21 protein-coding genes are annotated in these 24,191 nt (G+C 70.8%); 10 read left to right on the top strand and 11 right to left on the bottom strand.

What is annotated here, in order from left to right:
• Nucleotides 1-19: 19 nt before the first annotated feature.
• Nucleotides 20-5,071, bottom strand: a complete 5,052-nt coding sequence (locus tag ACESMR_RS19180) for an AAA family ATPase (protein WP_373048727.1) — start codon at nucleotides 5,069-5,071, stop codon at nucleotides 20-22.
• Between the two features lie 85 nt (nucleotides 5,072-5,156).
• Between ACESMR_RS19180 and arsC the strand changes: the two genes are divergently transcribed.
• Nucleotides 5,157-5,507, top strand: a complete 351-nt coding sequence (gene arsC / locus ACESMR_RS19185) for an arsenate reductase (glutaredoxin) (protein WP_373048728.1) — start codon at nucleotides 5,157-5,159, stop codon at nucleotides 5,505-5,507.
• Between the two features lie 7 nt (nucleotides 5,508-5,514).
• Here the strand turns inward: arsC and ACESMR_RS19190 are convergent, their stop codons facing one another.
• Nucleotides 5,515-5,805: a hypothetical protein gene (locus ACESMR_RS19190; protein ID WP_373048729.1), complete on the bottom strand. Its 291-nt coding sequence runs from the start codon at nucleotides 5,803-5,805 to the stop codon at nucleotides 5,515-5,517.
• A gap of 44 nt (nucleotides 5,806-5,849) precedes the next feature.
• On the opposite strand from ACESMR_RS19190, the gene ACESMR_RS19195 reads away from it, so the two are divergent.
• The 3 genes from ACESMR_RS19195 to ACESMR_RS19205 all read left to right on the top strand — a co-directional run bounded on the left by ACESMR_RS19195 (nucleotide 5,850) and on the right by ACESMR_RS19205 (nucleotide 8,917).
• A complete protein-coding gene (locus ACESMR_RS19195) occupies nucleotides 5,850-6,458 on the top strand; it encodes a DUF1990 family protein (RefSeq protein WP_373048730.1) in 609 nt (202 codons plus the stop codon).
• 1 nt (nucleotide 6,459) lies between these two features.
• Entirely contained in the window at nucleotides 6,460-7,662 is a 1,203-nt protein-coding gene (locus tag ACESMR_RS19200; protein ID WP_373048731.1) for a DUF1990 family protein, read from the top strand.
• A 103-nt stretch (nucleotides 7,663-7,765) separates the two neighbouring features.
• Nucleotides 7,766-8,917, top strand: a complete 1,152-nt coding sequence (locus tag ACESMR_RS19205) for a hypothetical protein (protein WP_373048732.1) — start codon at nucleotides 7,766-7,768, stop codon at nucleotides 8,915-8,917.
• 22 nt (nucleotides 8,918-8,939) lie between these two features.
• On the opposite strand, the gene ACESMR_RS19210 is transcribed toward ACESMR_RS19205, so the two are convergent.
• Both ACESMR_RS19210 and ACESMR_RS19215 read right to left on the bottom strand, forming a co-directional pair.
• A complete protein-coding gene (locus ACESMR_RS19210) occupies nucleotides 8,940-9,560 on the bottom strand; it encodes a DUF2239 family protein (RefSeq protein ID WP_373048733.1) in 621 nt (206 codons plus the stop codon).
• 6 nt (nucleotides 9,561-9,566) lie between these two features.
• Nucleotides 9,567-9,917 carry a GIY-YIG nuclease family protein gene (locus ACESMR_RS19215; RefSeq protein WP_373048734.1) on the bottom strand — a complete coding sequence of 117 codons (351 nt, stop codon included), beginning with the start codon at nucleotides 9,915-9,917 and terminating at the stop codon, nucleotides 9,567-9,569.
• 158 nt (nucleotides 9,918-10,075) lie between these two features.
• Between ACESMR_RS19215 and ACESMR_RS19220 the strand changes: the two genes are divergently transcribed.
• A complete protein-coding gene (locus ACESMR_RS19220) occupies nucleotides 10,076-11,644 on the top strand; it encodes a PAS domain S-box protein (RefSeq protein ID WP_373048735.1) in 1,569 nt (522 codons plus the stop codon).
• Between the two features lie 21 nt (nucleotides 11,645-11,665).
• Here ACESMR_RS19220 and ACESMR_RS19225 read toward each other — a convergent pair whose 3' ends face one another.
• The gene (locus tag ACESMR_RS19225; RefSeq protein WP_373048736.1) at nucleotides 11,666-12,169 is read right to left on the bottom strand and encodes a hypothetical protein; all 504 of its coding nucleotides are present in this window, start codon (nucleotides 12,167-12,169) and stop codon (nucleotides 11,666-11,668) included.
• 259 nt (nucleotides 12,170-12,428) lie between these two features.
• On the opposite strand from ACESMR_RS19225, the gene ACESMR_RS19230 reads away from it, so the two are divergent.
• Both ACESMR_RS19230 and ACESMR_RS19235 read left to right on the top strand, forming a co-directional pair.
• Nucleotides 12,429-13,085 (top strand): c-type cytochrome, encoded by a 657-nt coding sequence (locus ACESMR_RS19230; RefSeq protein WP_373048737.1) that lies wholly within the window; start codon nucleotides 12,429-12,431, stop codon nucleotides 13,083-13,085.
• Nucleotides 13,086-13,096: 11 nt separating this feature from the next.
• Nucleotides 13,097-14,032, top strand: a complete 936-nt coding sequence (locus ACESMR_RS19235) for a c-type cytochrome (RefSeq protein ID WP_373048738.1) — start codon at nucleotides 13,097-13,099, stop codon at nucleotides 14,030-14,032.
• A 51-nt stretch (nucleotides 14,033-14,083) separates the two neighbouring features.
• Here ACESMR_RS19235 and ACESMR_RS19240 read toward each other — a convergent pair whose 3' ends face one another.
• Entirely contained in the window at nucleotides 14,084-16,042 is a 1,959-nt protein-coding gene (locus ACESMR_RS19240; RefSeq protein ID WP_373048739.1) for an RCC1 domain-containing protein, read from the bottom strand.
• A gap of 161 nt (nucleotides 16,043-16,203) precedes the next feature.
• On the bottom strand, nucleotides 16,204-17,661 hold the full coding sequence (locus ACESMR_RS19245) for a PLP-dependent aminotransferase family protein (RefSeq protein ID WP_373048740.1): 1,458 nt from the start codon (nucleotides 17,659-17,661) through the stop codon (nucleotides 16,204-16,206).
• A 151-nt stretch (nucleotides 17,662-17,812) separates the two neighbouring features.
• Here ACESMR_RS19245 and ACESMR_RS19250 point away from each other — a divergent pair, with 151 nt between their 5' ends.
• Nucleotides 17,813-18,115 carry a DUF2917 domain-containing protein gene (locus ACESMR_RS19250; protein WP_373048741.1) on the top strand — a complete coding sequence of 101 codons (303 nt, stop codon included), beginning with the start codon at nucleotides 17,813-17,815 and terminating at the stop codon, nucleotides 18,113-18,115.
• 54 nt (nucleotides 18,116-18,169) lie between these two features.
• Nucleotides 18,170-18,409: a hypothetical protein gene (locus ACESMR_RS19255; protein WP_373048742.1), complete on the top strand. Its 240-nt coding sequence runs from the start codon at nucleotides 18,170-18,172 to the stop codon at nucleotides 18,407-18,409.
• Between the two features lie 50 nt (nucleotides 18,410-18,459).
• Here ACESMR_RS19255 and ACESMR_RS19260 read toward each other — a convergent pair whose 3' ends face one another.
• On the bottom strand, nucleotides 18,460-19,329 hold the full coding sequence (locus tag ACESMR_RS19260) for a hypothetical protein (protein WP_373048743.1): 870 nt from the start codon (nucleotides 19,327-19,329) through the stop codon (nucleotides 18,460-18,462).
• Between the two features lie 36 nt (nucleotides 19,330-19,365).
• Nucleotides 19,366-20,055 carry a hypothetical protein gene (locus tag ACESMR_RS19265; RefSeq protein WP_373048744.1) on the bottom strand — a complete coding sequence of 230 codons (690 nt, stop codon included), beginning with the start codon at nucleotides 20,053-20,055 and terminating at the stop codon, nucleotides 19,366-19,368.
• Between the two features lie 198 nt (nucleotides 20,056-20,253).
• Between ACESMR_RS19265 and ACESMR_RS19270 the strand changes: the two genes are divergently transcribed.
• On the top strand, nucleotides 20,254-20,934 hold the full coding sequence (locus ACESMR_RS19270; protein WP_373048745.1) for a hypothetical protein: 681 nt from the start codon (nucleotides 20,254-20,256) through the stop codon (nucleotides 20,932-20,934).
• A gap of 25 nt (nucleotides 20,935-20,959) precedes the next feature.
• Here ACESMR_RS19270 and ACESMR_RS19275 read toward each other — a convergent pair whose 3' ends face one another.
• Together ACESMR_RS19275 and ACESMR_RS19280 are read right to left on the bottom strand one after the other, a co-directional pair.
• Nucleotides 20,960-22,516 (bottom strand): cation:proton antiporter, encoded by a 1,557-nt coding sequence (locus tag ACESMR_RS19275; protein ID WP_373048746.1) that lies wholly within the window; start codon nucleotides 22,514-22,516, stop codon nucleotides 20,960-20,962.
• A complete protein-coding gene (locus ACESMR_RS19280) occupies nucleotides 22,513-24,162 on the bottom strand; it encodes a cation:proton antiporter (RefSeq protein WP_373048747.1) in 1,650 nt (549 codons plus the stop codon). The genes ACESMR_RS19275 and ACESMR_RS19280 overlap by 4 nt, the downstream gene beginning before the upstream one ends.
• Between the last annotated feature and the right edge of the window lie 29 nt (nucleotides 24,163-24,191).

The raw sequence follows: 24,191 nt of genomic DNA on the forward strand, positions 1-24,191 counted from the left end.
CCCGGGGCGAAAGATCCGCTCAGTGGAGCGGGCCACGCCTGGGCAGCGTCACCGTGAACGTCGCACCGTGGCCCGGGACACTCTGGACGGCGATCGCTCCACCGTGGGCCCGCACCAACTCACGGGCAACCCACAGCCCGAGACCGAAGCCGCCGTAATGGGCGACCGATACCGCACGCTCGAAGCGATCGAAGATGCGCGCCTGGTCCTCGGAGGCGATGCCCGCGCCGTGGTCGGTCACCGTGAGGCGCGCCTCCGTCTCGCTTCCCTCCACCGTCACCTCGATCGGGTGGCCCGGCCCGTATTTGACCGCATTGGCGAGCAGGTTCCCCAGCACCTGCTCGATCCGCGGCGCATCCCAGGTCCCCACCAGCATCCCGGGAAGGCGCACCTCCACCGCGCAGCCTGCGCGGGCGAAGGCAGGGCTGAAGCGCTCGAGAACCGTGCGCACCAGGGCGACCAGGTCCACCTCGGCGAGCTCGAGCTCCAGCTGGCCCTGGCTGATCACGGAGATCTCGAGCAGGCTCTTCACCAGCCCGCCGAGCCGCTCCACCTGCTTGTCCACCGACTGCAGGCGGCGCAGCAGCGTCTCCTGCGGCGGCGGTGCGCTTGCCCGGGCCAGGCTCTCGAGCCCCTGGATCTGCAGGCGAAGCGGCGTCAACGGTGTCTTCAATTCGTGGGCAGCGATCTCGAGGAAGTCGTCCCGCCTGCGCACCTCCTGCCGCGCCTGCTCGTAGAGCCGCGCGTTCTCCACGGAGATGGCCGCCTGCGTGGCGATGTGGCCCAGCAGCGTCTGGCTGCCCGGGGTGAATGCATCGGTCGTCAGGCTGTTCTCCAGGTAGAGAACGCCGTGCATCGTCCCCCGCGCGAGCAGCGGCAGCGCCATGACCGATCGGGCGTGGTGCTGCTCGAAGTAGCGGTCGTGCGAGAAGGAGTGGGACTCGGTGGCGTCGGAGATGAGAACCATCTCCTGCGTGCGCCGCACGAACGTGATCAGCGACCAGGGGAGGTCTTCGCTCGCGTGCAGGCCCTCCTCCGAGAACGCCACCGTTCCGATCCGCTCCCCCTCGAGAAGGAGCAGCGCGCCCCGCTCTGCCCCGGCGTTCTCGAGGGCGACCTGCAAGAGCGTGCGCACGAGGCGATCGAGCTCGATCTCGCCGGAGATCGCCTGCTGCGCCTTCACCACGGTGAGCGCATCGATGCGACGGCTGCTCGAGTCGAAGGACGAGGAGGTGGTGTCCGTCCCTGCAGCGCCGGCCTCGGTAAGCGGCCACTCGGACTCGAGCTGCCGCACCTTCCCCTCGCCGCCCCACTGCCAATAAGCGCTCCTCGCCTCGTTGGCGTAGGCCAGCGCGGCGGTGACGATCCCCCGCCCCTTCCAGAAGCGTGCGGCGAGTTCGTTGGCGAGAGCGACGTATTGGATGAAGCCCTCGGCGCGGGCAGCGCCGACCGCCTCCTCGTAGGCATGGAGCGCCTCCTCCGCCCGCCCCGACAGGCGCGCCAGCTCCGCTGCGACCATCCGCTCGGGTGCGCGGAAGTTCTCGGGGCAGTCGTCCGCCCACGCGCGGAGCTGCCGGTGGTGCTCCTGGATCGCGGCCAGCGATTCCCCCGGCGCCGCGCGCTGGAGCGCAGCCTGCGCCAGGGCCCGGTAGAGATGGTAGTCGAGCAGCTGGATCATGCCGGCGCTCGCCCAGAGCAGCCCCCGTGCGCGGTCGGCGGCCTCGAGCGCCTCCTCGTACCTGCCGCACATGAAGCGCGACTGGAGCTTGACCAGCCAGTACCAGCAGCGCATCGCCGGCGCGCGCTCCTCGGTCAGCCGTGCCTCGAACGCTCCCTCGTCGAAGTCGTCGCCGCTCAAGGAGCAGAAGGCGCGGGTGAGGCCGCGCATCTGCTGGGTGAAGCGGAGCGGCGGGAGGATGTGGTCCTCGAGCTCCCGAAAGCCCGCCTTCCGCACGAAGCCCAGGCGCGCGACCGCCTCCTGGTGCACCTCGGTCAACGCGTGGCCGAGGGCGAGGCGGTAGGTGACGGCGTGCGTGCAGCAGAAGCAGGCCTCCTGGAGCGCTCCGGTGAGCACGCCGTGGTGGATGCCGCTGCGCGCCTGGTCCAGCGCACCGGAGAGGTGGCGGCTCCAATAGGTGATGTGGCTGAGCACGTGGAAGGCGTGGGCGCGGAGGCTGGCGAAGCCCATCCGCTCCAGCAGATCGAACGCCATGTTTCCGAAGGCGAGGCCCTCCTTCGGCTTGGCGAAATAGGCCGCCAGGACGAAGCCGTAGTGGAGGTAGCCCTGGACCGAGGCCTCGGCGTTACCGTGGCGGAGGCTCGTCGCCACCAGCCGGCAGATGTAGAAGGGAAAGAGGTGGCCCGAGCTGAAATAGGCCGGTGAGTAGAGCGCGGAGAGCGCGCTCAACGCCGCTATCGTGTCCGGGTCCGTGACCCGGGGCAGCTGCGCGATGCTGTCGATGGAGAGCCCCTGCCGCAGCATGAGCACCTCCTCGTGCGCCTCGAGTACCTCCTCCCACGTGGGATGGCGCGGGATGCTGATCCCGAAACTCTCGAGACAATCGAGGAGGCAGGAGACCGATGGCTCCACCTCGCCGACAGCGAAGAGGAAGCTGGAGAGCAGGGTCGAGGCAGCGGCGCGCTCGGCCCGGGAGAGGTCCCGGGCCAGGAGTGCCTGCAAGCGCAGGCGCGCCTCGTCGCCCCGCCCCCGCATGAACTCGCTGCTGGCGAGATCGAGCTGGAGCTGGAAGGCCAGCGCGCGATCCGCCGTCCACATCTCGCCAGGGAAGAGCTGGAGGGCCATGGAGAAGTAGGTCACCGCCGCGTCGTGCGCGGAGGCGCGCCTCGCCTGCCAACCCGCCTCCGCGTCGAGGCGCGCCAGGGCCTCGCGCTCCCCGGGATCGGTGAGGAGGGGTGCGCCTGCGTTGAGCTGGTTGACGACGTCGAAGAGCCGCTCCTTCACCCCCTTCGCCCCGAGCCGCTCGTAGAGCAGCCTGCCGATCCGCAGGTGGACGGCCCTCCGCTCCTCGTCCGAGATCAGCGCGTGCGCCGCTTGCTGGATCCGATCGTGGAGGAAGCGGTACCGCTCGGCACCCTCGCGTACCAGCAGGCCTTCGAGGAGCGGCTGCTCGAGGGTGCGCTCCACCTCCGCGGCGGGCTGCTCCGAGATGATTGCCAGGACCTCCTGCGAGAAGGCGTTGCCCACACACGCCGCCAGCTGCAGCAGGCGCTGCGGGGACGGGGCGAGCCTGCGCAGGCGGCCGGCGAGGAAGTCCACCACGTTGTCCGAATAGCCCTGGGCGCGCACCTGCTCCGGGTCCCAGCTCCAGCCGCCGCCGGTAGCACGCGTGACCAGCCCGTCGCGGTGCAGCGCCTCCAGCAGCTGCAGCAGGAAGAAGGGGTTGCCTCCCGTCTTCTCGTAGAGCGCGGCGCCGAGCGGCTCCGTCACCTCCTCGGAAGCGCCGGGCAGCGCGTCCCGCACCAGCCGATCGGTCTGGGCCTGGGAGAGCGGCCCCAGGTGGATCTCCTGCAGCCTCGCACCTGCCCGCCGCAGATCCCCGAGGATGACGGTGAGCGGATGGACCGCGTCCACCTCGTTGTCGCGGTAGGCACCGGCGACCAGCAGCGCTGGTGGCTCGGGGGCGGTGAGCAGTTGGTAGAGCAGGCGCATGCTGCCGGGATCCGCCCACTGCAGATCGTCGAGGAAGAGGACGAGCGGTTTGTCGGTTGTGCCGAGGACGCCGAGGAAGCGCAGCGCGAGATGGTTGAAGCGGTTCTGCGCCTCGATGGGCGGCAGCTCCGGGACGGCGGGTTGCTTGCCGATGATCAGCTCGAGCTGCGGCACCAGGTCGACCAGCACCTGCCCGTTGCCCTCGAGGGCCTCGTGGAGCCGCTGGCGCCAGCGCTCGAGCTCCCGGTCGCTCGTGCCCAGCAGCTGCCGGACCAATTCCCCGAAGGCCTGGGTCAACGTGGCGTAGGGCGTCTCCGGCTGCAGCTGATCCGATTTGCCCTTGAGGAAGAAGCTGCACCGGGAGCGCAGCAGCGGCTGGACGGCGGCGACTACCGATGATTTGCCCACGCCCGCGTAGCCGCTCACCAGCTGGAGGGAGGCCTTGCCGGATCGGGCGACCTCCTCGAAGGCGTCGAGCAGCAGCCGCACCTCGGGTTCACGGCCGTAGAGCCGCCGGGGCAGGATCATGCGCGCCGGCAGGTCGCGCTGTCCGAGGGTGAAGGAGCGGAGCCTGCCGCGCCGCAAGCCCTCGAGGCAGCGCCCCAGGTCGTGTTCCAATCCCTCGGCGCTCTGGTAGCGCTCGTCGGGCGACTTGGCCAGGAGCTTGAGCACCACACGGGAGACCATGGGCGAGATGCTGGCCCGCACTACGTGGGGCGGCGTCGGCTGCTGCGCCAGGTGGGCGTGGAACCATTCGAGCTCGTCTCTGCCCTGGAAGGGCTTCCTGCCCGTCAAGGCTTCGTAGAGCGTGACGCCCAGCGAGTAGAAGTCGGAGCGGTAGTCGAGCCCCTGCCCCGTCCGCCCGGTCTGCTCGGGCGCCATATAGGCCAGGGTGCCCTCCGCATCGCCTCCCGAGGGAAAGTCCGCCTGCTCTTCGTGCTCGAGGGTGGCGGCGCCGAAGTCGATGAGCCACACCTCGCCCTGCGGCCCCACGAGGATGTTGGCGGGCTTGATGTCCTTGTGGACGACCCCGCGCCGGTGGACCTCGGCGAGGGTCTCGGCAAGCGCGATGCCGATCTGCAGGCAGCGGCCCACCTCCAGCGGGCCCTCCTGCAGCAGCTCGGCGAGGGCCCGTCCGCCCACGTCCTCGAGCACCAGCACCGGCCCTGCCTGCCCCTCGTCGAGACCGAGCGTCGGCGGGATCCCCTGCGCTCCGCTGACCCGCTGGAGGAGACGGCACTCGCGCCGGTAGCGTTCGCGCTCGCGCGGCCCGGGATGCGCCACCCGCGGCAACTTGAGGATGACGCGGTGGTGGTCCGTTTCGCGCTCGGCGCGCTGCAGGATGCTGTTGCGGGTCACCTGGACGGTGCCCAGCAGGTGGTAGCCCGGGACCTCCGACATGGCGCCTCCTCGCATTGAATCGAGCGCCGGTCTTCAAACATAATCACCTGGCGAGGAGGCGCGGCTGCTCCCGTATAGTGGGCGGATGACGAAGATCTTCCACAACCCGAAGTGCAGCAAATCGCGGGAGACGCTCGCTCTCCTGCAGGAGCGCGGCGTCGAGCCGACGGTCGTCGAGTACCTGAAGACGCCGCCCGATCGGACGGAGCTCGCGCAGATCGTCGCCGCGTTGGGGATCGCGCCGCGCGCGCTCCTGCGCCGGAAGGAGGCACGGTACGCAGCGCTCGGCCTCGACGATCCGAAGTGGACCGACGAGGAGCTCCTCGATTTCATGGTCGCCAACCCGGTGCTGATCGAGCGCCCGATCGTCGTGACGGCGCAGGGTGCCCGGCTCGGCAGGCCGCCGGAGGCCGTGCTCGAGATCCTCGACCGGTAAGACGAGCTCAGCGTGCGCCGAACGTCTTCACCAGCTTGTTGTAGACGCCCATGGTGAGGATCGGCCCCGGCCACATGCCGATGAAGTCGCTCGCGCGGCGCTTGCCTGCCAGCTCGAGGACGAAGGAGGCGGACATCGCCGCGAGCGCTGCGCCGAGGAAGAGGACCGAGGGCACCTTGGCCGACTGCTGCTCCACCAACCGCGTGATCCGGCTCTCCCCATGCTCGGCCCGGAAGACGGGCGCAGCCTCGTAGACGATCTCCGAGGCTTCGCTTGCCGGGTTCGTCTCGAGCTCCATCGTGGCACCTCCCCGTTCTCCGGAAAGGTCACCACTCTTTTCCCATGCGGAAGCGAAGCGGAAGCCACGCCCGTGACCTCGAGCTGCTCCTCGCCGAGCAGGGGTTCGGCCCACTGCTCCGCCGCGATTATTGGGGGGTGATCCGCAACTGCCGGTACACGCCCGCGCAGATCGTCGGGACCGTCCGCCGCCACTTCCCGGCGTTTGCGCCACGGGAGCTCGTCACCTTCACCCGGCTCGAGCGGCGGGACCTGCCGCTCGAGCTCGGCGACGAGCTCGACGTGCGCATCGTCGGCGTGCCGCGGACGCGGGTGCGCGTCACGAACCTGGGCGAGCAGAGCCTGACCCTGGCCACCGAGGCGGGGCACCCGGAGGCCGGCAGGATCACCTTCGGGTGTTACCGGAACCGGCATGGCGACGTGATCTTCCACATCCGCAGCCATGCGCGATCCAGCGGGCGCGTCACCCGCGCCGGATTTCTCGCCACCGGCGAAGTGATGCAGACGAGCACCTGGACCGATTTCGTGAACCGGGTGGCGGTCGCTTTCGGCGACGGGGTGATCGGCCACATCCAGGCAGTGACCACGCCCTGTGAGGACGAGCCACCGGAGGCATCGATGCACGAGCCGACCTTCGAAGCACGAGGGGGCTGACGTGGCCGATTGGCGATTCCTTACCCGATGGAACGAGGGCGAGATCGTCGCGGCGCTGGAGGACGCACGAGCGCTCCCGCCCAACTTCGATCCCGCTGCCGAGCTCACCGCCGAGCACGGGTGGAACATCATCCACTCGCGCGCCCTCATCGCCTGCGAGGCCGCAGGCCCGCCCATCCCCGGTGGCACCTACGAGCGGCTGTGGCATGCGCTGCAGCGGATCCACCACTCGGATCCGCGGATCGTGCTCGCCCACTTTCGCGACGACGTGCCCCTGCTCGATCGCCGTGTGCTGCTCGAGCTCCAGGCGATGGGCACGCGCTTCCTCGCGCCGGTGGCGATCGGCGGGGTCCGCGAGGACTCGCTGGCGACGGCGACGCTGCGCGGCTTCTCCTTCGAGACGCTGGCGGGCCACATCGAGCGGGGCCGGGAGTGGTTCCTCCTCGAGAAGGATCACGAAACCGGCGAGGTGCGCTTTCGGATCGAGGCGTCGTGGCAGCCCGGCGACTTTCCGAATCGATGGTCCAGGCTCGGCTTCCACTTCCTCGGGCGCCGCTACCAGCGGGCCTGGCACCGGCTCTGTCATCTGCGCCTCCGGCGGATCGCCGCCGGCCTCGATCCCGCCGAAAGGGTAGGCCCCGACCACGTGGTCCACGAGGGACCGCCGATGCCGGCGGAGCCGGTGCAGTTCTTCGCGCAGCGGGGGGTCGGCCGGTACGGCGTCGACGTGGAACAGGAGGTCGAGGAGATGAACGGACACATGGCGTGGCGGGCGATCGGGATGGGTGCGCTCTCGGGCCTGCGGAGCGTCGGCCCCGCGGCGGTGCTGCTGCGGAATCTCGAGGCACGTGGCTCGAAGTCCGTTCCCGGCTGGCTGCCGGTGCGGGGGCTCGGCCTGCTCGCCGCCGCCGAGATGCTGGCGGACAAGCTTCCTTTCCTGCCTCCGCGGACCCAGGCGCCGTCGATGCTGGCCCGGATGGTCGCAGGGGGATTCGTCGCCGGCAGGGCGGCGCGGAAGCGCCGCGCGACCCTCGGGCCGGTGGCGCTCGGCGCTGCCGCTGCTGCTGCGGCGGCCTGGGCGGCGTACGAGGCGCGCCGGCGCGCTGCCGGGCGGTCGAGGGCGCTCGGCTACGCGGTGGCGGTAGCCGAGGACACACTGGTCCTCTGGGGCGGCCACCGCCTCGCCGAGTCGACGCACGCGTAATGGAAGGTGACGCAGCCCCCGGGCGTGGTGCGTGCCGCTCCTGCCCGGCAGCCCTACCTATGGTCCAGGCCCTTCCATGGCCGACCGAGGTGGAGAGCCAGCGATGAAAGCCGAGGGCCCACGCGACGACTTCTCCCTCGTGCGGGGCGGGCCCTTCTACCGGCTCCTCCGCTCGGTGGGATTGGCGCGGGGCGATCGCTGGGATCCCGCCCGCCAGATCGGTGCAGCCGTCGCGGTGGGCTGGCTTCCGGTCGCCTTCCTCTCGCTGCTCGAGACACCGCCGCCGGGGGGGATCGACCCGATGCGGAGCATCGCGGGCCACGCCCGCCTCCTCGTCGCGGTTCCGTGCTTCCTTCTCGCCGAGGCCTCGCTGCACCGGCGCACGCAACGCTGCATCGATCGCTTCCTGCAGGACGGGTGGGCGCCGGGGCAGGAGGCGGCGATCGGGCGCTTCGCGGCGGCGACGAGGCGGCTGCGTGACGCGAGCCTCCCTGAAGCGCTGCTGCTCATCGCAGCCGTGGGTTCCAGCCAGGCCTTTCTCTGGGGGCTGGCAGAGCCGGTCGGCGCACGCGGCCTCCAGTGGTCTCGGACGCCCGCCCTCTTCTGGTACGCGCTGGTCTCGCTCCCGCTGCTCCAATTCCTCGCGCTGCGCTGGCTTTGGCGCTGGGCGCTCTGGGCGGTGCTGCTCGCGCGGGTCTCGCTGCTCCCGATCCGCCCGGTCGCCACCCACCCGGATGAACGGGGCGGCCTGGAATTCCTCTCCGAGCCGTCGACGGGTTTCGCGTGGGTCGTGCTCGGAGGCAGCGCGGTCCTCGCCGGTTCGTTCGCGAACCGGATCCTCTACCTCGACGAGCCGATCGAGTCCTTCATTCCCCACGCCTTTCTCTACCTGGCGGGTTCGGTCCTGCTGACCTTCGGACCGCTCGTGGCGTTCACGCGGACGCTCTGGCAAGCCTACTTCGAGGCGAGGTGGAGTTACGGTGCGCTGGCCGCAGACCACAACCGCCGCTTCCACCGCCGCTGGATCGACGGTGACAGGCGTGAGCTCCTCGGAACGCCCGACATCAGCTCGCTCGCGGATCTCGGTACCTCATACGCCGTCATGCGCCGGATGAAATTCCTGCCGGTCACCCGAAGGCGGCTCATCCTCGTGGTCACCGCCGCGCTTGCTCCCTTCGCCCTCCTCCTCCTCACCGAGGTGCGCATTCTCGACATCCTGCACGACATCGGCTCCGCCTGGCTCTCCACGCACTGATCGGTGGCTTCGTCGCGATCCATCAGCGCTTGCGCGCGGCCTCGACTTCCTCGGCTTCACGCGCCCGCTCCCGGGCGATCTCGACGAGCTTGCGCGCATGCGCCCGGATGTCCCGGGGCCAGGCGCGCATCTCCTGCTCCAGCTTCTTCGCATCGCCGGCGAAGAGCGCGCGGGTGGCCTCCTCGAAGCCGGGGAGATCGCCCGCCATCACGTACATGAAGCGGTAGGCGGCATCCCGCGCGCGCCGAGCCCGCTGCATCGCCTCGCCGTCCCGTCCGGCCTGCTCGACGAGCCGGCGCAGGGTGACGGAGGCGCCCCCCTGCTGTTTGCCCAGCCATTCCCAATGCCGCGGGAGCAGCGAGACTTCGCGCGAGATCACTCCCAGCTTCGGCCGCCCGGGGCCGGGCTTGCGCGTCTTCTCCGGCTCCTCGGCGCCGCCAGCCTGCTCGCGTTCGAGGCGCGCGCGCAGCTGCGCCGGGGTCCCGTGCAGGCTCGTGCCCACGGCGTTGCCGGTGCTGTCGTCGATGAGGATGGCGGGCGCCTCCTCTCCGCGATCCACGTGGGCCTGTAGCTCGAGCGCCACCTCGATCAGGTCGCCCGAGGCCACCTGCCGCTGTCCGATGAATCCGGTATATCGCTGCATCTTGTCTCACCTGGCGTAGGTGGTCTGTGGGGTGAGCCCCAGGCGCTCGCGCCACAGGGCTTCGAGCTCCGCCAGGTCGCTCGACGGATCGTGGTCCGGGCGATCCGGGAGCGGCTTCAGCTCGTCGAGGATCTCGAAGGCGAAGGCATCCCTGCCGTCGCGCCGCCAATCGGCCTGCATCGCCTGCTGGGCATGGACGCCCGTCTCCAATTGGAAACGGTGGCGGTTGAGGATGCCCTGCAGGTGCAGGCTCGAGCCCAGGAGCGTGCGCCCCGACGGCAGGTGCCGCACCGCATAGACGCCCATCCGCGGCGTGAAGCCCTTGTAGTCCCGCTTGCCTGTACCAGTTGCAGCCATGACGCCACCTCGTGGGAGCACGTTTTACCCGGGCAAAATACGGAGGTCAATATCACCCGGGTGAAACCCGCCTACCCGTGCGATCTCCCAGCTCCGTCCCCATGCTCCGGCGAGGGGGTGGAAGCAGGCCGCTTCCGCGAGACGCCGAGACGCAAAGGATGGGTGGGATCAAGCGCAGGCTGCTGGCCCTCTTCGGGCGGGTTCCGCGACGCCGTGAAGCGGCGGAATTCCGGAGGCTCGCCCAGATCGTCGAGAGCTCGGCGACTCCGATCGCCTCCGTCGCGCTCGACGGCACGACGACGCTCTTCAATGCCGCCAACGAGGAGCTGAGCGGCTATTCCGCAGAGGAGCTCCTCGGCAAGCCCTTCGCCATCTTTCCCCGCGAGCAGGTGCAACGGCAGATCGCCCATACGCTCGAGCGCGGCTCCTGGTCGGAGGAGCTCACGGTACAGACCCGGGACGGCAGGCGCATACCGGCGATCGTCACGACTTTTCCCCTGCGCGACGAGAAGGGACGGATCACCGAGATCGCCGGCATCGCCGTCGACATCACCGAGCGCAAGGAGCGCGAGCGGGCGCTGGCAGAGAGCGAGCAGCGCTTCCGCGCCCTGGCGGAGGTGACCGCGGAGATCCTCTGGGTCGCGAACCCCGACGGCACCCTCGGGGAGCCCAGCCCCACGTGGCTCGCCTTCAGCGGCCAGACGCGGGAGCAGGCGATGGCCGAGGGATGGATCGACTACATCCACCCCGACGATCGCGAACGCGTCCGACAGGCTTGGGCCGACTCGATCCGCGAGACGATCCCCTTCCGCACCGAATTCCGCTTTCGACGCCGCGATGGCGGCTACCGCTACGTCGACGCCCGGGGCGGCCCCGTCTTCGACGCACAGGGGCGCGTGCGGGAGTGGGTCGGGATGAGCATGGACATCACCGCGCGCAAGGAGGTGGAGGCGGAGCGGGAGCGGCTCTACCGGCAGGCACAGGAGGCGGTCGCGCTCCGCGACGAGTTCCTCTCCATCGCCTCGCACGAGCTCCTCACGCCGCTCACCTCGGTACAGGCCCGCCTCCAGCTCCTCGACCGCGAGGTGGCAGCGCGCAACCACGAGGAGGATCGAATCGGGCGCCTGGTCGAGTCGATCGACGACCAGGTGCGCAAGCTCGGCCGCCTGATCCGCTCCCTCATCGACGTCACCCAGATCCCGCAGGGCCAGCTCGATCTCGTTCGCGAGGAGGGCGTCGATCTTGTCGGGCTCGTCCGAGGCGTCTGTGGGCGCGCAGCCCGTGAACTCCAGCGCGCCGGCTGTCTCGTCCACGTCGATTCCAACGGACTCTCGTCGGGACGCTGGGATCGCCTCCGCCTCGAGCAGGTGCTGCTGCACCTGCTCTCCAACGCGATGAAGTTCGGCGCCGGCGCGCCGATCGAGGTCGCTGTGCGCGACGAGGCGGGGACGGCGGTGGTGGAGGTCGCGGATCACGGCATCGGGATCAGCCCTGCCGACCAGGCGCGGCTCTTCGAGCGGTTCGAGCGCGGCGTCTCCTCCCGCCACTACGGCGGACTGGGCCTCGGGCTCTTCCTCTGCCAGCAGATCGTCGAGGCGCACGGCGGACGGATCTCGGTGACCAGCGAGCCGGGAAAGGGAGCTACCTTTCGTGTGGAGCTGCCCTACGACCTCGGGGACTCCGACCCGGCAGACGGCGGCCCCGGCCCGCATCATCTGCCGGCGTGAGCGCGACCCGGGCGTGCGGCTTCAGCCGTGCACGAGCGGCTTCCAGCCCGGGTGCTCGAAGAACTTCCCGTAGGTGCCGAGGCCGCGGACGATCCGCACCGCCCCCTTCATCCGATCGCCCTCGCCCTTCATCGCCTCGATGCCGCCGAAGAACTCGACGAGGAGGATGTGGAGCTGGGCGTCGGCCTCGGGGGGAAGTTTGCACTGGCTCATGATCGAGGCGAGCTGCTTCTCGAGGTTGCCTGCCAGCGCCGCGTACTGCGCCGGGGTGAAGCTGCCGTCGTGGATCGCCGGGATCGCCTCTGCGAGCGTGTGCTGGAATGCCTCCATCCCCGCGCGAAGCGCCGCATCGGTCCCCCACTTCGCTCCGGCGTTCAGCACCAGCTTGCCCGCTGGCGCGCCGTGGTCGTGGTGCTCGTGCTTGCCGTGGTCGGCGTGCGTCTTCGGAGGCGCCTCGGCGCTGGCCGCTCCCGCAGCCAGGAGGCCCCATACAGCCAGGGTGATACCGGTCGTCTTCGCGAACATCGTTCGAGCTCCCTTCGGTGGATTCGATTCCAGCAAAGCACGGCCCGTGCCGGGGCCGAATTCGTTCCACGACGGAACTTTGACGCGAGGCTCGCGTGGAGCCAGCGTCTCGGCGAGGCACGCGATCCGCGCGATCTTGCAGGGCCTGGCCTGGGAATAGCCCCGGCGCGGACCGGCGCAAGCGCCTGGACGATCTTTTTTCCGAACCCCACCGCCATCCCCACGGCTCCGATTGGGACACAGCCAGGGAGCCAACCGAATGGGACGTTACCGGGGCCGCGTACTCGCGGCGCTTGCGGCGATGACGTGGGTCGGTGGATCGGCGGCAGCATCCGACCTCGAGGCGGGGAAGAAGCTCGCAGATCAGGGCAGCAGCAACGGCGCGATGGCCTGCGTCGCCTGCCACGGACCGGATGGTGGGGGAAATGCCGCCGCAGGCTTTCCCCGCCTCGCCGGACTCGATGCCGCCTACATCGCGCGGCAGATCCAGGCCTACCGCGAAGGTGCCCGCGGCGCCCCGGTGATGGCACCGATCGTCGCCGGGCTCAGCGAAACCGACGTGGCGAACGTCGCCGCCTGGTACGCCTCCCTGGCCGTGCCGAAGGCCACCCCGGCCCCTGCGGACCAGGCGCTGCTCGAGGAGGGCGAGCGACTGGCCACGCGAGGCAACTGGGCCAACGGCGTGCCGGCGTGCGTCACCTGCCATGGCCCCGGCGGCCGTGGCGTGGACGAGAACTTTCCCCCGATCGCCGGCCAGCACGCGACCTATCTCGCTGCGCAGCTGCGGGCCTGGAAGGCAGGCGAGCGGAAGAACGATCCGCTCGGCCTGATGAAGGTCGTCGCCCAGCGCCTCACCGACCGCGAGATCGACGCGGTCGCCGCGTGGTTCGCCCACCAGCCCCCGAGCGCCGAATGAGGAGAGCCGCCATGTTGCCCATCCGTTCCCTCGGTGCCGCGCTGGCCGGCGCCGCCTGCGCCGTCGTCGTCGTCTCCCTCCTCGACCGCAGGCCCGCCGAGCCCCCAGCCCCGCCCCCGCCTGCTGCGGAGGCAGCTGTCGCACCCGCGAACACCGCATTCGCGCCCCCCGACGAGTCGGCGATTCCGGCAGGCCCGTTCGGCGAGATGGTGCGCTACGGCAGGGACCTCTTCCTCCACACCGAGCAGCTCCGCGGCACCTGGACCGAGAACGGCATGGACTGCGTCAACTGCCACCTCGACGCCGGGCGCCTCGCCAACGCCGCGCCGATGTGGGCTTCCTGGACGATGTATCCGGCCTATCGGTCCAAGACCCAGAAGGTCGACACCATGGCCGAGCGCATCCAGGGCTGCTTCCTCTACAGCATGAACGGCAAGGCGCCGCCGGTCGGCAGCAAGGAGCTGGCCGGCTTGATGAGCTACATCTACTGGCTCTCGAGCGATGCGCCGACGGGCGTCGAGCTGGAGGGCCGCGGCTTTGCCGCGCTGCCCCCGCCTGCGCAGGGCGTCGACCATGCCCGTGGCGAGGCGGTCTACGAGGCGAAGTGCGCCGTCTGCCACGGCGCGGAAGGCGAAGGAAAGGTGGCGGAGGGCTCCTACGTCTTCCCGCCGCTCTGGGGCAGCGACTCGTACAACTGGGGCGCCGGCATGCACCGCATCGACACCGCCGCCTCCTTCATCAAGCACAACATGCCGCTGGGCCAGGGCGGCAGCCTCACCGACCAGGAGGCCTGGGACGTGGCGACCTTCGTCAACAGCCACGAGCGGCCGCCCGATCCGCGGGACGCCGGGAACAGGGCCGCGACGGACGCGGCCTTCCACGACGAGAACTGCCGGTACGGCGACGAGGTGGACGGCAGGGTCCTCGCGGGCGTGCGCGGCGGCTGAAGCCGGAGACGCCGGTGCGGGCCGGCCTGGCCCACACCGGCGCCTGCGTCATCACGGCGCCTGGGGGACGACCACCGGCCAGGGCTCCACGCTGTACCCGAGGAAGCCGCCGGCGGTCTCACCGTTGAGGGCCGAGCCCCAGCAATGGGCCTCGCCAGCAGGCGTGAGCCCGCAGGTCGAGTTGCCGCGGCCGACGACTCGCTCGAAGTGGTGATCGCCCATCACCTGCCTGGGCGTGAGGCTATTGTCGATCCCGCCGTCGCCGAGCTCCCCATAGAAATTGCTGCCCCAGCAGCGCACCCTGCCGTCCTCGAGCAGACCGCAGACGTTCACGAACGAGGCAGCGACGTCGACGAAGCGGTAGCCCTCGGCGACGGCGACCGGCTCGGAGAGGGCGCCGCGAGGAACCGCGATGCCGAGCTGGCCGCGGTCGGCGCGACCCCAGCAATGGAGGCTGCCACCGGGATCGGTGTCGGTGGCGGCGGTGAGGGCGCACGCCGTGCTGACCCCCAGCGAGATCTTCGCGAAGGTGCGATCGCTCGCGATGCGCACCGGCTCGCGCACGAGGGCCTCGTCGCTGATCTCGCTGCCGTCGCCCAGGGTGCCCACCCAGTTGCCGCCCCAGCACCAGACGGATCCCGCCTCGTCGAGGCCACACGTGTTGGTCACCCCCGACGCGAGCTGCACGAAACGCAGGTCATCCGCTATGGCGACCTTCTTCGGCGTCCAGATCGGGACGGAGATGCCGCTCGGGGCGCGGGGCGTCGCGGTGCCCGTCTGCCCCTCCCAGTCGTCGCCCCAGCAATAGGCCTCACCACCCCGGTCGACGTCGGTTGCTGCGGTGAGCCCGCAGGTGTGGACGAACCCCGCGCTGAGCGACGAGAAGCGGAGATCCCCCAGCACCGGGAGCGGGCGGGGGGTACCACAGACGCCCTCGCAGCTCTCGAAGACGCCGAGGCTGCCGGCCGATCCGTTGCCCCAGCACCACGCCGCGCCCGCTTCGTCGAGGGCGCAGCTGTAGATCTCACCGGCGGCAACCTGTGTGAACGGCCCCATCTCCGCCTCGACCTGCACCGGCTGTGGCACGAGGAAGCGCTCGTCGAGCCCGCTGGGATAGCCGATGCCGAGCTGCGTATCGCCGTTGAAGCCCCAGCACCACAGGGCGCCGTCCAGGTCGGCGCCGCAGCCGTGCACGATCCCGAGCGAGAGGTCCCGGAATGCGAAGCCCGCGGGGCGCGGCTCGTCCGAGGAGACGACGAGCTGCGCGCTGGTCTCGAAGTCGGAGGTGGCGGCGTGGATCATCGTGGTGCCGCTCACGGAGCCGACGAGCCTGCCCGCCTCGTTCTCGTCGAAGCTCGCGACCGCAGGATTGCCGACGATCCAGTAGAGCTCCACCTCGTCGGTCACGTCCTCGTCGAAGACGTTGCGAACCAGCGCCTCCACCTGCAGCGTCTCCCCCGCCTGCAGCGCGTAGGGGCCCGGCGGCACGAGGTCGATCGACTGCACCCGGTGTGCATAGATGGTGAGCTCCACCTCGGCGCTGCGATCGCCCCAGCTCACCACGGCGGACGCCTGGCCGAGGCCACGAGCGGTAACGATGCCGTCTTCGACGAGCAGGACCGATTCGTCTTCGCTCGACCACTCCACCTCGGGCAGGTCGACCTGCCTGCCCCGATCGTCGAAGGCCAGCGCCTGCAGCGGGCGCTCGTCACCGACGCGGGCGAGCGCGCAATCGCCGGTGTCGCAGAGGATCTCCGGGGAGATCCGCAGGACGAGGCGGTCGATTGCGCCGGTCGATCCGCCGGACCCTCCGGCTCCACCCGCTCCGCCGGTGCCACCGCTGCCGCCAGTACCACCGCTGCCGCCAGTACCACCGGCGCCTCCAGTACCACCGGCGCCGCCGCTCCCCCCGGATCCGCCGCTGCCGTGGACGTGCCGGGACTCTTCGCTACCGCACGCGCTCGCCAGCGCCAGCGCTGCTACCAGCCCAACCCAATTTGTTGCACCCATCCGAACTCCCGACCGGGACGCGCCAAAGCTGCGACCCGGCGAACCGGACGCCCGGAATGCAGCGTCCGCGGACAGGAGTCTCCAGGGGAGAGCTGGGCCTGGCCTAGTGCGGGAATCCGCACGAGAACGCCACAACCGACTGATTTTTTATGATTTTTCCCTCAAGACTGTAATGCCCGCGTCGCTCCGGCGTCGCGGCCGGCCAGCTCCGTCGCGATCCGGCCGACCTTCGCCAGCGCCTGCTCGATCGCCGGGGACCACGGCTGGCCGCAGCTGATCCGCAGGCAGTTCCGGAAGCCGCCGTTCGCCGAGAAGATCGGGCCGGGGGCGACGGCAGCCCCTTCGGCGACCGCCCGCTCCTGCAACGCGAGCGCGTCGGTTCCCGGCGGCAGCTCCACCCAGAGCACGAAGCCGCCCTGCGGACGGCTGAGCCGCGTTCCCGGCGGAAAGCGTGCGGCGATCTCGGCGCCGTAGCGTGCCACCTGTTCCCGCAGGCTCCGGCGCAGCGAGCGCAGGTGGTGATCGTAGCCGCCGCTCTGCAGGAAGTCGGCGATCGCGAGCTGCGGCAGCACCGGGCTCGAGACCGTCTGGGCGAATTTCATCCGCTCGATCGTGGTGCGGTAGCGACCGGGCGCGATCCAGCCGACCCGGTAGCCGGGCGCCAGCGTCTTCGAGAAGGAGGAGCAGAGGAGCACGAGCCCCTTCCGATCGAAGGAACGGACGAGGCGGGGCCTGGCGCCGTCGAATTGCAGGTCGCCGTAGACGTCGTCCTCGATCAGCGGCACGTCGTGCCGCGTGACGATCCGGGCGAGCTCCTTGCGGGCGCCGTCCGGCATCCGGCTTCCCAGGGGGTTGTTGAAGGAGGGCACCGCCATCACCGCCTGGATCCTGCGCCGGCGCAGCACCCCGTCCAGCACCGAGAGATCCATCCCCGTGCCCGCGCGGGCTGGGATCTCGACCACCTTGATCCCGAGGCTCTCGATGAGCTGGAGCACGCCGAAGAAGGCGGGGGACTCCACCGCGATCGTCTCGCCCCTGCGCGCCACCGCGCGCAGGGCGAGGTGGAGCGCCTCCATCGCCCCGACGGTGATCAGGATCTCGTCGGCGGGGATGGCGCAGCCCCACGAGGCGGAGCGCCGCGCGAGCTCCCGGCGGAGCGCGGGCATCCCTGCAGGCGGCCCGTAGGCGACCGACGCCTCACCCGACGCACGAGCGGCGCGCACCATGCTCCGGGCGAGACGGCGCGCGGGAAGCAGGGTGGCGTCCGGCAGCGCGAGGCCGAGCACGCCGGCGCTGCCATCGAGACCGGTGTAGAGCTGCCCCACCCGCTCGGCGACCGTTACCGCCCGGGCCCCGGGCTCGACCCTCGGCGTCCGCGGCTCCGGCAGCCGCGGGTGGAGCCGCGCCTTCACGTAGTGCCCGGATTGCGGGCGGACCTCCACCAGCCCCCTGCTCTCGAGGAGCACGTAGGCCTGCAGCACCGTGGAGATGCTCACGCCCTGCTGCGCGGCCAGGCCGCGCACCGAGGGGAGACGATCCCCTGCCAGCAGGGAACCAGCCTCCACGAGCGAGGCGAGGTGATCGGCGAGGGATTCGTAGAGCGTTGGCGCGGCACTCATCGGCGAAGTCTACCGCCGCCGCGGATCGGCGGCATCGGCACAGACGGCCTGCTCGATGACGAGCACAGTTCGCGCCCGGGCAAACTGTACCGGAGACAGCCAACGCAGGCTGCATCTGTTCCGGTCGGCGCGTCGGCGACATCCTCGCCCCATGAGGTTCCTTTCGCTTCTCCGCTCCCGGGTCGCCCCCGTCTTCCGCATCCACCTCCAGCTGGCAGAGCGGCAGGTCTGGTCCCACGAGGTGGAGGGGGTCGGCTTCTTCGTCCGCTGCGACAGCGGCTCGATCTGGCTCACGGACGCCGAGGGCGCCGACCGCATCCTCCGCCCCGGCGATCGCTGGGGCTCCACCCGCAAGGGCACGGTGGTGGTGGAGGCGCTCGCCCGGAGCCGCCTCGAGCTGCAGATCGCCGGCGTGGGCCCGGTCCGGGGCGTTGAGCGAAGGGACGAGCTGTGACGGCCTACGGGGAGCACGGTCGCCGAAGACCGGCTGCACGACCGGGGGCAAACGATGCGAAAGCTACCGTTGGTTGGCGCGATGGCGCTGGCCTGTACTGCATGCGCCACCTCGCAGGCGCCGCGCACCGCGCCCGCAGCGCCGGAGCCGGCGACCGCCGTCCGCGACGAGGTCCTCGCCGAGACGGTGGCCTCCCAGGTGGTCCAGCGGGACGGGATGACCTGCGTGCAGGGGCTCGACTCCTACGGCAACGTCGTCGAGGAGCATTGCACCGTCGCCGACGCTGCGCCCTGACCTGCGCCGGGCGGCTCGGTCACACGAAGGCGTGGCCGATCCGGACCACGCTACCGAGGGGCGGGCGCGGCCTTCTTCTCCGGTTCGCCGAGCACGCCGAACGCATACCACCAGCCGGTCACGGGGGACCGGCGGTAGAGCACCGTGCGCACGGTGTCACGGAACTCGTAGCGGACCACGCCCTCGGTCCTGCCGAGCATCTCCTCGAATGCCCTGGTCACCGCGGGCTCGAGCTTCAATGGATCGAGCAGGATGAGCGCCGGATCCCAGTTGAGGGCGATGATCGGCGCCTTGTCGAAGGAGTAGAAGATCTCGCCGGAGCCGAGGCCCATCTCCTGCTTCAGCCGGGCGGAGAGCCGGTCCAGGTAGATCGAGCTGCCGAGCACGCCCACCACCCTGCCGTCCGCGCCGCGGATCGGCGAGGCGACGATGGCGGAGCTCTTGCCGGTGGCCTTGCTCACCACCAGGGCCCCCAGCACGGGCTTGCCCTGGAGGAGCGTCGGGAAATAGGGGCGGGAGGCGAGGTTGCCCGGCTCCTTCCCCCCGCCCACGGCCCGATAGCTGCCGTCGGGCCTGGCGAACCAGACGAGCGCGTCGACGTTCCGTTCGGCGAGCGTCTCCAGCAGGGGCCGGATCCGCTCCCAGGAGGCGCTCCGCGCTTCGGGCGTCTCGGCGAGCATCTGCAGCGCGTCGCCCATCTTGCGCAGGTGCCCATCGCCCAGCGCCTGGAGCGACGAGAGGGCGATCTCGCCGCGCACCAGGAACGGGCTGGCGTTCTGCGCGGCGGGCTGCCCGTCTTCCGCCGCCACGGGCAGCGGATTGCCAGCGAGGGCTGCAGCAGCGAGCAGCTGTAGACACCACCTGCGCCAATTGCCGTCGAGCATCGATCCCCCCGCGTGCGAGGCACCGAGCCTGTGCATCGCGGGGGAACCCGTGCAATCCCTCGGTCGGTCCGCTCAGGCGCGCAGCGCGCCGAGCACCTGCCGCTGGACCTTCGGGACGAAAGGCGGCGCCGCGCGCAGCCCGTCGAAGAGCAATGCGAAGGAGGCGAAGATCCGGTCGACGAGGGCCTTCGCCTGCGAGCGCATCGCCTCGTCGAGAGCGATCGCCTCGACCCGGGCGTGGACCTCCGCCTCGAAGACGGTGTGGGCGTCCTCGGCATCCTGGTGGTGGCGGCCGAAGTAGCGGAGGCGGGCGTTGCCGCCCTTGGCCTCGACGAGCGGGGTCACGTGGTCGAAGAAGAGCTCGCTGGTCGCTTCGAGGGCGAGGAGGAAGACGAGGCGGAGCTCGTCGGCAGGAAGCGCACCCGCCTCCTTCATCAGCGCGAGCGCCATCCGATCGGTCTCGCTCGCCTCGACCCCTGCTGCGGCGCTGCGGCCGTAGAGCTCGGCGACGTCCTCGAAGAACCAGGTGTCGTGGCCGCCTTCCTCTGCGGCGTGGCGCACGAGCATGGTCCGGAGCTCGGGGTCCTGGACGCCCTGCCCGTTGATCCGGAGCACGAGCTGGAAGGCGTGCACCCAGGTTCCGAGACGCGGCGCGAAGGCGAGCAGCTCTTCGAGCGTGCCCTCGGTGTGCAGCTCGGAGAAGAAGGGATGCCGCGCCAGCTTCGCCTGGCGCTCTTCGATGTACGAAATCACGGTGTGCATCAGGGTCGTGTCCTACGCGCGGGAAGTACATCCGTGCGCCCGGCGGACGCAGCGCGGGGCCCGCTGCCCCGGCGGCTTCTTACGGGCGATCGCCCGGCGCCGGCAGGGGCGAATTCCTGCACTACCGCACCCTTCGTGAAATCGCGCGGCGGATCCCCACCCTGCGGTAGCATCCGCCGCGCGAGAGGACGGACAGCCATGCCCGAACCACATCCACCAGCACCGCTCGTCCGGATCCACACGCCAGCGCTCCCCGAGGCCGCCTTCCGCCGCCTGCTGCGCGCGGTGCGCAGCGTGGGCGACGAGCGGCTGCGACAGACCTACCAGACCACCTTCTGGTTCGACCTGGCGACGGCGCCCACCAACGTGGTGGACGAGGCGGCCCTCGAGCTCCGGCGCTACATCCCGCGGAGCGAGCGGGTGGTCGGGGTGGAGTGGTGGCTGTCGCGGATGTCACCCAACGACGTCCGCGTGGACTTCCACCAGGACCGCGACGAGAAGCTCGCCCTCGCCGGCGGCCCCCTCGTCCACCCGCTGGTCTCGAGCGTGCTCTTTCTCAACCGGGTGAAGGGTGGCGCCCTCGCCGTCACCGCCGAGCCGCCCTGCGAGGCGAATCCCTCCCTAGCGCCGGCGATCCTCGACTTCGACCTGGTGGCGCCGCATCCGAACCGCTTCGCGGTCTTCGCCGGCGACCTCACCCACGGCGTGCTCGACGCAAAGAACGACATCCCGGCCGGCCGGCTGCCCGGCACGGCGCGGCGCCGGCTCACCATCGCGATCAACTGGTGGGACCACCGGCCCACCGGCGTTCCCACCTTCCCGGAGGCCGGGGTCTACCGCCCGCTCGCGGCGGGCCGCCGCCGCGGCGGAGATTCGTGAAGCCACCGCGGACGCCGTGAGCCGCTCAGCCCGGACGTTGCCGTTCCCGGTACCAGCGCACGAGCTCGTCGCAGGCGAGGTCCGCCTCCACCACCGCGATCCCGCCGAGAAGGCGGATCTCCTCGGCCTCCCGATCGGAGAAGACGCGCAGCACGACCGGCGGCCCGTGGACGAGGGCCAGGAGCCTGCGGCTGTCCGCCATCCGCCGCATCGTCGAAACGATCGCTGCAGCTGCGTGGGCGCCCGCCGCCTGGAGCGTCGCCCGGTCGGCTCCGTCGCCGCGGATCGCTGGGATCCCCCGCGCGTCGAGGGCCTCGACGATCGCCGGATCGTCCTCGACCACGACCAGCGGGATCCGCCGGTCCCGCAGATACTCGATGATTCTGCTGCCCGCCTCGCCGGCGCCGATGAGGAGCACGTGGCCGGCGCCGGTGGTGCGCGGCGACAGCCCCCGCTTGCGTAGCGGGAGCAGGCGCATGAGCCGCCAGACGATGCGGTCGGAGGAGAGCCAGGGGACGATCGACATCGTCACCACCACGACCAGCGCGACCACCGCCAGGAGCGAGGCCGGCGCGTCGCCGCGGTCGACTGCCACCAGGGCGACCACCAGCGCCATCTCGCCCGTATGGGCGAGGAGCGCCACGGCTTCGACCGCGCTGCGCACCGTCATCCCCGCCCGGCGGGCGATCGGATAGAGCAGGAGCGGCCGGAGCAGCAGCACCGTGGCGACGAGGACACCCTCGGCGAGGAGCTCCGCTGGCAGGGGCAGGCGGACCACGGCGCCGAGCAGCACGAAGAAGAGCATGGTGAAGAAGGTGGAGAAGGAGCCGACATAGGAGCGGATCATCCCGCCGACGGGAAAGCGCGAAAGCGACGCGCCAGCGAGCCAGGCGCCGAGGGCGAGGGGCAGCCCTGCGAGGAAACAGGCCCCGCCGAAGACGAAGAGAACGGCGAGCACGAGCAACAGCCGCTCCTCCTCCGTCCGGCTCTCGCGGACGAAGACGGCGGGGAGACCCCAGCGCGCCAGTCCCCACGCAGCGATCGCGAGCCCCGCCGCCAGCACGCCCGCCCGGAGCACCGCCGCCACCCCCTCGGCTGCGGAGACGACGACGGAGAGCGCGAGGACGACCGTGGCGTCCTGTGCGATGACGACGCCGGTGACGAAGCGCCCGATCGGTTCGAAGACGCGTTCCCGGCGCCGCAACACCTCGACCACCAGGAGCGTCGAGCTGCTGGTGAGCGCGAGGACGAGGTAGAGCGTGGTCTGCCCGTCGACCCCCAGGATCCCCTGCAGAAGGCCGGCGATCCCGGCGGTGACGGCGAGGAAGAGCGCGGCGACGGCGATCCCCTGCCATCGGAACGGGGCGATCTGCGTGCGGTCGATCTCGGCGCCGACCGCGAAGACGAGAAAGGTCGCGGCGAGGAGGAGGGCGCTGCGTACCAGCGCCGCCTCCACGGGAAGCGGCAGCCAATGGACGAGGACCCCCGCCACGATCGCGACAGGGTAGGCGGACGTCCGGCGCCACTGCGACACGCCGAGGGCCGCCGCCGCCGCGATGACCGCGATCGCGAGCGTCGTCACCGCCGCCCCGGCAGGAGGCGCTCGAGCTCCTCGATCAGGCGATCACCGGAGGCGATCCGCGACTCGATCACGCGGTCGGCCCCGACCTCCTCGAGTTGCGCCGCCATCCACCGGTCGAAGCCGTAGGCTGCGACGGGGATCCCGTGCGCCCGGCAGCGGTGGACGAAGAGCTTGTTGGTCGCCTCGATGCGCAGCGCCGAGATGGCGAGCCGGGCGTCGCGCAGGCCGGCCTCGGCGAGGGTAGCGGGATCGTCGACGTCGCCGACGAGGACGGTGCCCGGCAGGTCCGCCAACTTGCGCGGATCGCTGTCGAGGGCGAGCACCCGCGCGCCGCGTGCGTGCAGGGATCGGACGAGTCGCCGCCCGAGCTCGTTCATGCCCACCACCACCACGTGATCGCGCAGCCGGTCGACAACCGGCGCCTCGTCGCCCGTACCCCGCGCCCGGAAGATCCGGAGGAGGCCCGTCCGCGCGATCCGCTCGTAGAGCGGTCCGTTGTAGAGGATGAGGTAGGCGGAGAGCGCGATGGTCACGACGCCGACTGCGCCGACGAGGGAGAGGATCCGCGGGCCGACGAGACCGGTGCTGACGCCCATTGCGGCGAAGACGAAGGAGAACTCGCTGATCTGCGCCACGGTCACGCCGGTGAGGAACGAGGTGCGCTCGGAATAGCCGCTGCGTGCCACCAGCCAGATGAAGATCACCGGGTTGCCGACGAGTACGAAGAGCGAGAGGACCGCAGCCTCGACCCATTGCTCCTGCGCTGCCCCGAGTTCCATGCGGGCGCCGAGCGAGACGAAGAAGATCACGACGAAGAACGTCATCAGCGGATGGAGCCGGCGCCGCAGCTCGTGGGCGATCGGGTGTTGGGCGAGTGCGAGCCCGGCGACGAAGGCACCGATCTCCAGGGAGAGGCCGAGGGCGCCGGCGACGAGCACGTAGGCGAGGCACCACGCGAGGCTTCCCATCACGAGGGTACGGGGATCGGAAGCGGCGAAGCGGAGCAGCCGTGGGAAGAGGTACCGGGCGACGGTGATCGCGCCGCCGAGGAGCAGCGCCATGCCCCCCGTAGCCCGGGCGATCCCCAGCGCCACCTCCCCCGGCGCCAGCGCCGCGGGCTGCTGCAGTCCGCTCAGGATCGTGAGCGCGACGATGACGATCAGGTCCTGCACCAGGAAGATGCCGACGGCGATCTGTCCGTAGAGCGTCCCGATCTCGCCCTTCTGGTCGAGGAGCTTCACCACCACGACGGTGCTGCTGAAGGTGAGCGCGGCGCCGATGAAGAACGCCTCGATCCACTCGAAGCCGAGGAGGATCGAGAGCGCGAAGCCGCCGGCGGCGGTAAAGAGGACCTGGCCGACCCCGGCGACGACGGCGACGCGCCCTACCTGGCGAATCCGCTCGAGGCCGAGTTCGAGGCCGACGAGGAAGAGGAGGAGGACGATCCCCGTCTGCGCGACGGTCTCGAGCGCCGCCGCTTCCGGCTCGACGCGCGCCCAGCCGAAGAGCGGGCCGACGAGGAGGCCCGCCACCAGATAGGAGACGATGGAGGGCACCCGGGCGACGCGGAGGACGAACGTGGTGGCGGCGGCAGCGACGACGAAGATGCCGATCGTCTCGAGCAGGTCGGAGCCAACCTCTTCCATCGTCGGCGCACCGTCCGGGGCACAGGCTT

The sequence above is a fragment of the Vulgatibacter sp. genome (assembly GCF_041687135.1).
GTDB lineage: Bacteria > Myxococcota > Myxococcia > Myxococcales > Vulgatibacteraceae > JAWLCN01.